Below are 11,894 nucleotides of genomic sequence, written 5' to 3' on the forward strand. Positions count from 1 at the left end.
CGTGCGCCCCTTCCTCTTCCTCGGCACCCGAGCGGAGGACGACGTCGCCCAGCAGGAGTACGACGCCGTGCTCGCCGGCACCGGCCTGCACCCCGACGAGCTGGTGCGCGTCCGGCTCGAGGCCGGCCCGCTCGGTGTCCCCGACCTCGACGACTGGTCGGGGATCATCCTCGGCGGCGGGCCCTACAACGTCTCCGACCCGGACGAGCGCAAGTCGCCCGACCAGCACCGCGCGGAGGCCGAGCTGCGGGCGCTGGCCGAGCGCGTGGTGGAGCGCGACTTCCCGTTCCTCGGCGCCTGCTACGGCATCGGCGTGCTCGGGACGCTGCCCGGCGGCGTCGTCGACCGCGAGTTCGGCGAGCCCATCTGCGCGCTGCCGGTGCGGCTCAGCGACGAGGGTCGGGCCGATCCGCTCTTCGGGATCCTCCCCGACCCGTTCGACGCCTACCTCGGCCACAAGGAGGCGGTCTCGCGGCTGCCCGACGGTGCGGTGCTGCTCGCCTCCACCGACACCTGCCCGGTGCACGCCTTCCGGATCGGTCGCAACGTCTACGCCACGCAGTTCCACCCCGAGCTCGACGCGGTCGCGATCTGCGACCGGATCGACGCCTACAGCGCCCACGGCTACTACGAGCCGCACGAGCAGGAGTCGCTCAAGGCCGCCGCCCGCGAGGCGATGGTCAGCGAGCCGGTGCGGTTGCTGGCGAGGTTCGTGGAGCTGCACGCCCGTGCCTGACCAACGAGAGGAACCCACATGAGCGACCACGTCGACGTCCTGATCATCGGTGCCGGCCTGTCCGGCATCGGCGCGGCCGCGCAGCTGACCCGCGAGCACCCGGGCCGCAGCTACGCGATCCTCGAGGGCCGCTCGGCCAGCGGCGGCACCTGGGACCTCTTCCGCTACCCCGGCGTGCGCTCCGACTCCGACATGTTCACGCTCGGCTACCGCTTCAAGCCGTGGACCGACGAGCGCTCGCTCGCCGACGGCGGGTCGATCCTGTCCTACGTCCGCGAGACCGCGACCGACTACGGCATCGACGCCCACATCCGCTTCGACCACCGGGTCGTCGCCGCCGACTGGGACAGCGAGCAGGCGCGGTGGACCGTCACCGCCGAGACTCCCGACGGCCCGACCACGATCACCACCAGCCTCCTGTGGGCGTGCAGCGGCTACTACGACTACGACCAGGGCTTCACGCCGACCTTCGTCGGTGTCGACGACTTCGAGGGCGAGGTCGTGCACCCGCAGCACTGGCCGGCCGACCTCGACCACACCGGCAAGCGGATCGTCGTGATCGGGTCCGGCGCCACCGCCGTCACGCTGGTGCCCGCCCTCTCGGCGTCCGGGGCCGGGCCGGTGACGATGCTGCAGCGCACCCCGACGTACGTCCTGTCCGTCCCGTCCGTCGACAAGATCGCCGTCGGCCTGCGCAAGGTGCTGGGGGACCGGGCGTCCTACGTCGCCAACCGCTGGCGCAACATCGGCGTCGCCACCGGGCTCTACCAGTTCTCCCAGCGCCGCCCGGTCGCCGCCCGCAAGCTCATCCGGCGGCTCAACACCAAGCTGCTGCCCGCCGGCTACGACGTCGACACGCACTTCAACCCGCCCTACGACCCGTGGGACCAGCGGATGTGCCTGGTGCCCGACAGCGACCTGTTCCGCGAGATCAGCGAGGGCCGCGCGAGCATCGTCACCGGGCAGATCGAGCGGTTCACGAGGGCCGGGGTGCTGCTCACGAACGGCGACGAGCTGGCGGCCGACGTGGTCGTCACCGCGACCGGCCTCAACCTGCTCGCCTTCGGCGGGATGACGCTGAGCGTCGACGGCACCGAGGTCGACCTGCCCGACACGATGGCCTACAAGGCGCTGATGCTCAGCGGCGTGCCCAACTTCGTGTTCACCATCGGCTACACCAACGCGTCCTGGACGCTCAAGGCCGACCTGGTCGCGGAGTACGTCTGCCGCCTGCTGTCGCACCTCGACGAGACCGGGCGGCGCTTCGCCGTGCCGCAGCCGGACCCGAGCGTGCGGCCGCGGCCGTTCATGGACTTCGAGGCGGGCTACGTCCTGCGCGCCCTGGACCGGCTGCCGAAGCAGGGCGACGTGGAGCCGTGGAAGCTGAAGCAGAACTACTTCCACGACATGCGCTCGATCCGGCGCGGTGCCATCGAGGACGGGGCACTGCGGTTCGGGTGAGGCGTGCGTGGAAGCGCTCTCACCACAATGGGTGGAGTTTTCACGCTGACCGTTGACACCGGATGTGACGAGTGTCATGGTGTGGGCGATCGATCGTGGAAGCGCTTCCACCAGCGCTGCAGCGAGGGATCACCTTCCAGCCGGGCATCCGCGTCCGGCATCTCGCAGGACGGCAGGAGAGCAGTGGTGCACACACGGAAGACTCGGCGAGCGCGACTCGTCACGGGCGCCCTGATGGCGCTCACGCTCACGATGACCGCCGCCGCGTGCGGTGGCGGCGACTCCGACGACGAGACCGCGGACGGCAAGATCAAGCTGACCGTGGCGACGTTCAACGAGTTCGGCTACGAGGGCCTCATCGAGGAGTACAACGCGATGCAGGACGACGTCGTCGTCGAGCAGAAGAAGGCCGGCACGGCCAACGAGCACCAGGACAACCTCTACACCAAGCTGGCGGCGGGCTCCGGGCTCTCCGACATCGAGGCGATCGAGGTCGACTGGTGGTCGGCGCTGATGGAGCAGTCCGACGCCTTCGTCGACCTCTCCGACCCCGAGCTCGACGGTCGCTGGCTGGACTGGAAGACCGAGGCTGCCACGACGCCCGACGGCGAGCTGATCGGCTACGGCACCGACATCGGACCCGAGGGCATGTGCTACCGCGCCGACCTGTTCAAGAAGGCCGGCCTGCCGACCGACCGCGAGGAGGTGGCCTCCCTCTTCGCCGACTGGGACAGCTACTTCGAGGCCGGACGCCAGTTCGTCAAGAAGATGCCGAAGACCGCGTGGTACGACAGCTCGGGCGGTACGGCGCAGGCCATGATCAACCAGACGGAGTACTCCTTCGAGGACGAGGACAACAACGTCATCGCGGCCGACAACGCCGACGTGAAGGCAGTCTTCGACACCATCACCGCCAACGCCGCCGACGGACTGTCGACGGGTCTCACCCAGTGGAGCGAGGACTGGACGGCCTCCTTCCAGAACGACGGCTTCGCCACGATGGCCTGCCCGGGCTGGATGCTCGGCGTCATCGAGGGCAACGCGGACGGCGTCGAGGGCTGGGACATCGCCAACGCCTTCCCGGGTGGCGGCGGCAACTGGGGAGGCTCCTACCTCACCGTGCCGGCGCAGGGCGACCACCCGGAGGAGGCGAAGGCGCTGGCGGCCTGGCTGACCGCGCCCGAGCAGCAGGTCAAGGCCTTCGAGGCCAAGGGCACGTTCCCCAGCCAGGTCGACGCGCTCACCGACCCGGCCCTGACCGGGGCGACCAACGCGTTCTTCAACGACGCCCCGACCGGCGAGATCCTCGCCGAGCGGGCCGAGGCCGTGCCGTTCATCCCGCACAAGGGCCCGAAGTTCGCCGACATCAACACCGCCTACCAGCAGGCGATCCAGCGCGTCGACGAGGGCAAGGAGTCGGCCGACGAGGCCTGGCAGTCCTTCCTGGCCGACGTGGAGCGACTGGGCTGATCCCCGGATCCTCCACGCCATGACGCTCGACTCTCCCTCCGTGACGTCCGTCGAGGACGGCAGTGACCCCAGCCCCATCGGGGACACCGCCGCCCTCGCGGGCGCACGGTCGCGTGCGGTGACCGACGAGCGCGACCGGCGACCGTCGTCGCCGTTCCGACAGCGGCTGTCCCGGCTCGACAACCGCCTCTCGCCGTACCTCTACGTCTCGCCGTTCTTCCTGCTCTTCGCGCTCGTCGGCCTCTTCCCGCTGCTCTACACCGCCTTCGTCTCGGTGCACGACTGGTCGCTGCTCGGCGGGCAGGGTGACTACACCGGGCTCGAGAACTACCGGCGCGTGCTCGAGGACCGCTACTTCTGGAACGCGCTGCGCAACACGATCAGCATCTTCTTGCTGTCCTCGGTCCCGCAGGTGCTCATCGCGCTGGTCCTCGCGGGGCTGCTCGACACCCAGCTGCGCGGTCGCACGCTGTGGCGGATGGGCGTGCTGATCCCCTTCGTGGTCGCGCCCGCCGCGGTCGCGCTGATCTTCGGCAACGTCTTCGGCGACCGCTACGGCCTGGTCAACGAGGCGCTGCAGGGCATCGGCCTCGAGCCGATCAAGTGGCACGTCAACACCCTCGCCAGCCACGTCGCCATCGCCTCGATGGTCAACTGGCGCTGGACCGGCTACAACGCGCTGATCTTCCTGGCCGCGATGCAGGCCGTGCCGCGCGAGCTCTACGAGTCGGCCGCCATCGACGGAGCCGGCAAGGTCCGCCAGTTCGTCTCGGTCACGCTGCCGCTGATCCGCCCCACGCTGCTCTTCGTCGTCATCACCTCGACCATCGGCGGGCTGCAGGTGTTCGCCGAGCCGCGGCTCTTCGACACCCAGGGCCTCGGGGGCTCCGACCGGCAGTACCAGACGCTCACGATGTACCTCTGGGAGCTCGGCTGGCGGGTGCGCGACCTCGGCATGGCCTCGGCCGTGGCGTGGCTGCTGTTCCTCATCATCATCGTCTTCGCGCTCGTCAACCTCGCGGTGAGCCGGCGCTTCGGAGCCCTGGGAGGCCGCAGGTGAACCGCCGCCCCGGCTTCCTGGTCTACGGGCTGCTGACCGCCTTCCTGCTGGGCTCGTCGGCGCCCCTGTACTGGTCGTTCCTCGTCGGCTCCCACAGCCGCGACGTGCTGACCAAGCGCGTCCCGCCGCTGCTGCCGGGCGGCCACTTCTTCGAGAACGCGCAGCGGGCCTTCGAGGCCGTGCCGTTCTGGAAGGCGCTCGGCAACAGCCTGCTCGTCTCCGGCACCGTCGCGACCTCCGTGGTCTTCTTCTCCACCCTCGCGGGCTACGCCTTCGCCAAGCTCACCTTCCGCGGCAGCACACCGCTGCTGGTCTTCGTGGTCGCGACCCTCGCGGTGCCCACCCAGCTCGGCGTGATCCCGCTGTTCATCGTGATGGCCAAGCTCGGCTGGGTCGGCTCGATGTGGGCGCTGATCGTGCCCGGCATGGTCACCGCCTTCGGCGTCTTCTTCATGCGGCAGTACCTCGTCGACGCGGTGCCCGACGAGCTGATCGAGGCCGCGCGCGTCGACGGCTGCTCGATGCTGCGGACCTTCTGGACCGTCGCCGTCCCGGCCGCGCGTCCGGCCGCCGCGATCTTGTGGCTGTTCACCTTCATGGCCACCTGGACCGACTTCTTCTGGCCGCTGATCGTGCTGCCCGCGAGCAACCCCACCGTCCAGATCGCACTCCAGCAGCTCCAGAGCGGCTACTACGTCGACTACAGCCTGGTGCTCGCCGGCGCCGCCATCTCCACGGTGCCACTGCTGACCCTCTTCGTCCTCACCGGCAGGCAGCTCGTCGCCGGCATCATGCAAGGAGCAGTCAAGGGATGACCACCCAGCGCACGACCGCCATCCGTCCGGAGCCGCGCACCGCGGCGTACGACCTGGGCCCGCTCGCCTTCCCGGAGGGATTCGTCTGGGGTGCGGCCACGGCCTGCTACCAGATCGAGGGCGCGGTGGCCGAGGACGGACGCAGCGCCTCGATCTGGGACACCTTCTCCCACACCCCCGGGGCGGTGCTCAACCAGGACACCGGCGACGTCGCCTGCGACCACTTCCACCGGATGCCCTCGGACGTCGCGCTGATGCGCGAGCTGAAGATGGCGTCCTACCGCTTCTCGGTGGCGTGGCCGCGCGTGCGCCCGGACGGGGGAGCGGTCAACCGCGCCGGCCTCGCGTTCTACGACCGGCTCGTCGACGAGCTGCTCGCCCACGACGTCGCGCCCTGGCTGACGCTCTACCACTGGGACCTCCCGCAGGCGCTGGAGGACGCGGGCGGCTGGACCAACCGCGACACGGCCCACCGGTTCGCCGACTACGCCTTCAGCGTGTACGACGTCCTGGGTGACCGCGTCCCGACCTGGACGACGCTCAACGAGCCGTGGTGCTCGGCGTTCCTCGGCTACTCCGCCGGCCACCACGCCCCGGGCCGGCAGGACGGCGTCGCCGGTCTCGTCGCCGCGCACCACCTGCTGCTCGGTCACGGGATCGTCGTCGACGAGCTCCGCCGCCGGGCCGACGGAGCCGGCGACGACATCCGGCTCGGGCTCAGCCTCAACCTGACGGTGCCCGACCCGTTCGACCCCGAGGACCCGGCTGACGTCGACGCTGCGCGCCGCATCGACGGGCTGCACAACCGGCTCTTCCTCGACCCGATCTTCAAGGCCACCTATCCCGAGGACGTCCTCGAGGACACCGCGCACCTCGACTGGGGCACCGGCCACTGGCACGAGGTCGTGCAGGACGGCGACCTCGAGCTGATCTCCAGCCCCATCGACGTCCTGGGCGTGAACTACTACCACGGCAACGCCGTCTCGGGGCATGAGCACACCGCGGTCATGGGGCTCGGCGCCGACAAGCCGGACCGGGTCGCGCTGTCGCCGTTCGTCGGCTCCGAGCACGTCACCTTCCCGAGCCGCGACCTGCCCGTCACCGCCATGGGCTGGGAGGTGCAGGCCGAGGGGCTGCACCGGTTGCTCGTCCGTCTCGACACCGACTACCGCCACCTGCCGATCTACCTCACCGAGACCGGAGCGGCGTACGACGACGCCCCTGACCCCGACGGCGAGGTGCGCGACCCCGAGCGCATCGCCTTCCTCGACGACTACCTCCGCGCGGTGCACGCAGCGATCACCGACGGGGTCGACGTGCGTGGCTTCTTCCAGTGGTCGCTGATGGACAACTTCGAGTGGGCCTTCGGCTACGCCAAGCGCTTCGGGCTGGTCCACGTCGACTACGACACCCAGGTCCGCACGCCCAAGTCGAGCGCCCACTGGTACGCCGCCGTCGCCGAGCGGGGTGGGCTGACAGCGCGCGGGCCGGACGAGTGGCTACCGTGACCCGCGTGAACGGCACGAGGAAGCCCGCGGCGGGCGGCACCCCGACGCTCGACGAGGTGGCCCGGGTGGCCGGCGTCTCGCGCGCGACCGCGTCGCGCGCCATCAACGGCGGTCAGCGGGTCAGCGCCGCCGCGCAGGCCTCGGTCGACAGCGCCGTACGCACCCTCGGCTACGTCCCCAACCCCGCCGCCCGCAGCCTCGTCACCCGCCGCACCGACTCGATCGCGGTGGTCGTGCCCGAGCCGGACGACCGGGTCTTCTCCGACCCGTTCTTCGCGGGCACCCTGCGCGGCGTCACCCGCGTGCTGAGCGAGCGCGACATCCAGCTCGTGCTCCTGCTGGCGCGACCGGGGGCCTCGACGGCCCGCACCCTGCGCTACCTCACCAACCGCCACGTCGACGGCGCCCTCGTCGTCTCGCACCACCGCGACGACGGCCTCGCCGAGCACATGTCGCGCCTCGACCTGCCCTGCGTCTTCGGCGGCCGGCCGTGGTCGGCGGGCGACCGGGTGGCGTACGTCGACGTCGACAACACCGCCGGAGAGCGGATCGCCACCGAGGTGCTGGTCGAGCGCGGCTGCCGCCGGATCGGCACCATCGCCGGCCCCTCCGACATGACCGCCGCCGAGGACCGGCTCGCCGGCTGGCGCCAGGCCATGGCCGCGGCCGGCCTGGCCGACGACGCGGTCGAGCACGGGGACTTCACCGAGCTCGGCGGCCAGCGCGCCGCCGACGCACTGCTGGCCCGGCACCCCGACCTCGACGGCATCGTCGTCGCTTCCGACCTGATGGCCGCCGGTGCGCTCAAGGTGCTGGCCTCGCTCGGGCGCAGCGTCCCCGACGACGTCGCGGTCGTGGGCTACGACGACCTCGGGGTCGCCGAGCGCACGACGCCAGCGCTGACGACCGTGCGCCAGCCGGTCGAGGAGATGGCCGAGCGCGCGACCCGCCTGCTGCTCGAACAGGTCGACGGCCACAGCCCCAGCCACCCGATGCGGGTGATCATCCCGCCGACGCTGGTGACCCGCGACAGCGCCTGAGGTCACACTCCCACCGATTCACAGGAACACGCAGGCGCCCGCTACGGTTGTAGAAGTCGTCCCGGCCAGTCTTGCCCCGGGCGCAGCGGGACCAGCACCACCCGGACCCCGCTGACCTCGAATCCTTCGAGGCCATGCCGCGCACTGCTTCACCACGACCAGGCGCGATGTGTTGGCGAGACGCCAACGAAAAGGTTCCACATGTCTTTCGCCGACCTCGGCGTGCCCGCGACGCTCATCGACATCCTCGACAAGCAGGGCATCACCACCCCCACTCCCATCCAGGCCGCGACGCTGCCCGACAGCCTCGCCGGCCGCGACGTCCTCGGTCGGGGCCGCACCGGCTCCGGCAAGACGTACGCCTTCCTCCTCCCGCTCGTCGCGCGCCTCGACGCCGCCAAGCTGCCGGCGATGCCGCGCAAGCCGCGCGCGCTGATCCTGGCCCCGACCCGCGAGCTCGTCGGCCAGATCCACGCCGCCCTCAAGCCGATGGCCGACGCCACCGGCCTCTCGACCGTCGTCGTCTACGGCGGCGTCAGCCAGGGCCCGCAGGTCACCGCCCTCAAGAAGGGCGTCGACATCGTCATCGCCTGCCCGGGCCGCCTCGAGGACCTGATGCAGCAGAAGCACGCCGACCTGTCGGCCGTCGAGACCACGATCCTCGACGAGGCCGACCACATGGCCGACCTCGGCTTCCTGCCCGGCGTGCGCCGGATCATGGACAAGACGCCCCAGGACGGCCAGCGCCTGCTCTTCTCGGCGACGCTCGACAAGGCGATCGACGTCCTCGTCAAGCGGTTCCTGACCAACCCCGTCACCCACGAGGCCGACTCGGCCCAGTCGCCGGTCTCCACGATGGCCCACCACGTGCTGCACGTGAGCCGCGACCAGCGCGTGCCGATCCTGGTCGACCTGACCAGCGCCCCCGGCCGCACGGTCGTCTTCACCCGCACCAAGCACGGCGCCAAGGCGCTGGCCCGCCAGCTCAACAAGTCGGGTGTGCCCTCGGTCGACCTGCACGGCAACCTCAGCCAGAACGCGCGCACCCGCAACATGGAGATGTTCCACTCCGGCAAGGCCACCACCCTCGTCGCGACCGACATCGCCGCCCGCGGCATCCACGTCGACGACGTGGCCCTGGTGATCCACGCCGACCCGCCGACCGAGCACAAGGCCTACCTGCACCGCTCCGGCCGCACGGCTCGCGCCGGCGCGGAGGGCACCGTCATCACCCTGATGACCGACGAGCAGGTCCGCGACGTGCGCGACCTGACCCGGCTCGCGGGCATCAAGCCCACGACCACCCGGGTCCACGGCTCCGACCACCCGATGCTGGTCCAGCTCGCCCCCGGCGAGCGCAGCACCCCCGGTGGCCTCGTGCCCGACGTCGCCCCCTCCGGCGGCGGCGGTGGCAGGTCCACCGGCGCCAACGCCCAGCGCAAGCGGGCTCGCAGCCAGGGCCAGACCAACGGCCAGTCGCGCCGGGGCAACCCGACGAGCTACACCAGCGAGACCCCCAGCGGCGGTTCGACCGGCGGCGGCCAGCGTCGTCGCTCCGGCGGCGGCCAGGGTGCTCCCGCCGGTGGTCCCGGCGGTGGCGGCGGTCGTCGTCGCTCCGGTGGCGGTCGCGGTCGCTCGGGTGGCGCCGGCGCTGCCGGCGGTGCCGGTGGCGGCGGGCGGTCGCACTCCGCGGCCGGGTTCTCCTCCCGCTGACCCCTGCTCCTGACGCGTAGACGCGCGGACCTTGGTCGGATCCCGGCCCGCCCCCCGAGCGGGCGGTCGGGGTCGTCGTACGACCGACGTCCGCGCGTCTTCGCGCGCCACGGGAATGACTGCCGCTTTCATTTGGTTAAACCTTCAACTATTCTGAAGGCCAACGAAAGCGAGCAGCCATGTCCATCCCCGCGGTGCGCCTCAACCACGCCGTCCTCTTCGTCGCCGACCTCCAGCGCGCGGTCGACTTCTACACCTCCGCCTTCGACATGGAGGTCGCGGCGAGCGAGCCGCGCGCCAACGCCGCCTTCCTGCGGCTGACGCACGGCGACAACCACCACGACCTCGGCCTCTTCGGCATCGGCGCCGATCAGGTCAAGCGCCCCGGCATCGGGCTCTACCACCTCGCCTGGCAGGTCGACACGATCGAGCAGCTCGAGCAGGCGCGGCTCAGCCTCGCCGAGCACGACGCCTACACCGGCGAGTCCAGCCACGGCGCGACCAAGAGCATCTACGGCAAGGACCCCGACGGCAACGAGTTCGAGATCATGTGGATGCTGCCGCGCGAGGACTGGGGCCGCTTCGAGCACGAGGCCCCCGTCGAGCGGCTCGACCTCGCCACCGAGGTGAGCACCTGGTCCGGCGTCCGCACGGCCGGGACGATCGCCCGATGACCGACTTCGCGCCTCCCGTCGTCGCCTGGGCCGCGGGTCAGGACGACCCGACCGTCCCGCTGGTCGTCCTCCTGCACGGCCGCGGCTCCAGCGAGACCGACATCATCGGCCTCGCCGGGCACCTGCCGACCGGCCCGTCGTACGCCGCCGTGCGGGCGCCCATCGCGGAGGGCGGCGGCTACGCGTGGTTCGCCAACCGCGGCATCGGCCGCCCGGTCGCCGAGAGCCTGGCCGAGACCATGGCGTGGTTCCGCGCCTGGCTCGACGCGACCGCCGAGCCGGGCCGCCCGGTCGTGCTGGTCGGCTTCAGCGGTGGGGCCGCGTTCGCCGGCGGACTGGTGCTCAGCGAGCCCGACCGGTTCAGTGGTGCCGCGGTCCTCTACGGCACGCTGCCCTTCGAGGACGCCGGCGTCCCGGTCGACGCCGGACACCTCGCCGGGCTGCCGGTCTTCGTCGCCCAGGGCGACCAGGACCACGTGATCCCGGCCGAGCTCCTCGCCCGCACCTGGGACTACCTCCACGGCGACTCCGGTGCCACGGCCACCTCGCGGCGCGATCCGGGCGGCCACGGCCTGACGCAGGACACGGTCACCGCGCTGGCCGCGTGGCTGGTCGAGCGGATGCCGGGATGAGCCTCGACCCGCACGAGGCCGCCGCGCTCCTCGCCGCGGCGCGCCGCGAGCGCCGTACGCTCCCTCGCTTCAGCGACGAGCACGACGGCGTCGACGAGGCGTGGGGCTACGACGTCCAGGACCTCGACCGCGCTGCCCGCGTCGCCGCCGGCGAGTGGGTCGTCGGTGCGAAGCTCGGCCTCACCAGTGAGGCCAAGCAGCGGACCATGCACGTCCACCAGCCCATCGTCGGGTTCCTGACCGACGCGATGGCCGCTCCCGACCTCGGTGGGCTCGTGCAGCCGCGGGTCGAGCCCGAGGTGGCGTTCCGCCTGGGTGCCGACCTGGACCGCGCTCTCGGTCGCGGCGAGATCGCGAGCGTCCTGGACGGGGTCGCCGTGGCGCTGGAGGTCATCGACTCGCGCTGGACCGGCTACCACTTCCGGCTCGGCGACGTGCTCGCCGACAACACCAGCGCCGCGGGCTTCGTGGTCGGTGAGTGGCGCGGGGTCGACCTCGAGGGGCTGGCGAACCTGGCGGCGACCTTCGCCGTCGACGGCGAGGTGGTCTCGACGACCTCGCCCGCTGCGATCCTCGGTGACCCGTCGGAGGCCCTGGTGCACCTCTCCCGGCACCTCGAGGCCCGCGGCGAGACGCTGCCCGCCGGCTCGGTCGTGCTCGCCGGCGCGATGGCCGACGCCGTCCCGCTCACCGAGGGCCGCCGCTTCGAGGCGGTGGTCGAGGGGCTCGGCAGCGCCGTCCTGTCCACCCTCTGATCCTGCGATCCACCCTCGACCTAGGCTGAT

At 71.6% G+C, this 11,894-nt stretch carries 11 protein-coding genes; all 11 read left to right on the forward strand.

Annotated features, from left to right (window positions below):
- The first annotated feature begins 1 nt into the window (after window position 1).
- The 11 genes from C7S10_RS09855 to C7S10_RS09905 all read left to right on the forward strand — a co-directional run bounded on the left by C7S10_RS09855 (window position 2) and on the right by C7S10_RS09905 (window position 11,864).
- The gene (locus C7S10_RS09855) at window positions 2-736 is read left to right on the forward strand and encodes a glutamine amidotransferase (protein WP_108344256.1); all 735 of its coding nucleotides are present in this window, start codon (window positions 2-4) and stop codon (window positions 734-736) included.
- Between the two features lie 18 nt (window positions 737-754).
- Window positions 755-2,197: a flavin-containing monooxygenase gene (locus C7S10_RS09860; protein WP_108344257.1), complete on the forward strand. Its 1,443-nt coding sequence runs from the start codon at window positions 755-757 to the stop codon at window positions 2,195-2,197.
- A 234-nt stretch (window positions 2,198-2,431) separates the two neighbouring features.
- Entirely contained in the window at window positions 2,432-3,667 is a 1,236-nt protein-coding gene (locus tag C7S10_RS09865; RefSeq protein WP_108344258.1) for an ABC transporter substrate-binding protein, read from the forward strand.
- Window positions 3,668-3,686: 19 nt separating this feature from the next.
- Window positions 3,687-4,727: a carbohydrate ABC transporter permease gene (locus C7S10_RS09870; RefSeq protein ID WP_108344259.1), complete on the forward strand. Its 1,041-nt coding sequence runs from the start codon at window positions 3,687-3,689 to the stop codon at window positions 4,725-4,727.
- On the forward strand, window positions 4,724-5,542 hold the full coding sequence (locus C7S10_RS09875; protein WP_243395298.1) for a carbohydrate ABC transporter permease: 819 nt from the start codon (window positions 4,724-4,726) through the stop codon (window positions 5,540-5,542). Before C7S10_RS09870 ends, C7S10_RS09875 begins: the two co-directional genes overlap by 4 nt.
- Window positions 5,539-7,050 carry a GH1 family beta-glucosidase gene (locus C7S10_RS09880; protein WP_108344261.1) on the forward strand — a complete coding sequence of 504 codons (1,512 nt, stop codon included), beginning with the start codon at window positions 5,539-5,541 and terminating at the stop codon, window positions 7,048-7,050. The genes C7S10_RS09875 and C7S10_RS09880 overlap by 4 nt, the downstream gene beginning before the upstream one ends.
- 5 nt (window positions 7,051-7,055) lie before the next feature.
- Window positions 7,056-8,090: a LacI family DNA-binding transcriptional regulator gene (locus C7S10_RS09885; RefSeq protein ID WP_108344380.1), complete on the forward strand. Its 1,035-nt coding sequence runs from the start codon at window positions 7,056-7,058 to the stop codon at window positions 8,088-8,090.
- Window positions 8,091-8,291: 201 nt separating this feature from the next.
- Window positions 8,292-9,803: a DEAD/DEAH box helicase gene (locus tag C7S10_RS09890; protein WP_108344262.1), complete on the forward strand. Its 1,512-nt coding sequence runs from the start codon at window positions 8,292-8,294 to the stop codon at window positions 9,801-9,803.
- Window positions 9,804-9,982: 179 nt separating this feature from the next.
- Complete coding sequence (locus tag C7S10_RS09895; RefSeq protein ID WP_108344263.1) at window positions 9,983-10,477, forward strand: VOC family protein; 495 nt, start codon at window positions 9,983-9,985, stop codon at window positions 10,475-10,477.
- On the forward strand, window positions 10,474-11,109 hold the full coding sequence (locus C7S10_RS09900; RefSeq protein WP_108344264.1) for an alpha/beta hydrolase: 636 nt from the start codon (window positions 10,474-10,476) through the stop codon (window positions 11,107-11,109). Before C7S10_RS09895 ends, C7S10_RS09900 begins: the two co-directional genes overlap by 4 nt.
- Window positions 11,106-11,864, forward strand: a complete 759-nt coding sequence (locus tag C7S10_RS09905) for a 2-keto-4-pentenoate hydratase (RefSeq protein WP_108344265.1) — start codon at window positions 11,106-11,108, stop codon at window positions 11,862-11,864. The genes C7S10_RS09900 and C7S10_RS09905 overlap by 4 nt, the downstream gene beginning before the upstream one ends.
- Window positions 11,865-11,894 lie beyond the last annotated feature (30 nt).

The sequence above is a fragment of the Nocardioides currus genome, from assembly GCF_003057875.1.
In the GTDB taxonomy this organism is placed as follows: Bacteria; Actinomycetota; Actinomycetes; order Propionibacteriales; family Nocardioidaceae; genus Nocardioides; species Nocardioides currus.

Coding starts and splice junctions, on each gene's coding strand:
- C7S10_RS09860 (WP_108344257.1), top strand. CDS start 755: ATGAGCGACCACGTCGACGTCCTGATCATCGGTGCCGGCCTGTCCGGC.
- C7S10_RS09865 (WP_108344258.1), top strand. CDS start 2,432: ATGGCGCTCACGCTCACGATGACCGCCGCCGCGTGCGGTGGCGGCGAC.
- C7S10_RS09870 (WP_108344259.1), top strand. CDS start 3,687: ATGACGCTCGACTCTCCCTCCGTGACGTCCGTCGAGGACGGCAGTGAC.
- C7S10_RS09880 (WP_108344261.1), top strand. CDS start 5,539: ATGACCACCCAGCGCACGACCGCCATCCGTCCGGAGCCGCGCACCGCG.
- C7S10_RS09890 (WP_108344262.1), top strand. CDS start 8,292: ATGTCTTTCGCCGACCTCGGCGTGCCCGCGACGCTCATCGACATCCTC.
- C7S10_RS09895 (WP_108344263.1), top strand. CDS start 9,983: ATGTCCATCCCCGCGGTGCGCCTCAACCACGCCGTCCTCTTCGTCGCC.
- C7S10_RS09900 (WP_108344264.1), top strand. CDS start 10,474: ATGACCGACTTCGCGCCTCCCGTCGTCGCCTGGGCCGCGGGTCAGGAC.
- C7S10_RS09905 (WP_108344265.1), top strand. CDS start 11,106: ATGAGCCTCGACCCGCACGAGGCCGCCGCGCTCCTCGCCGCGGCGCGC.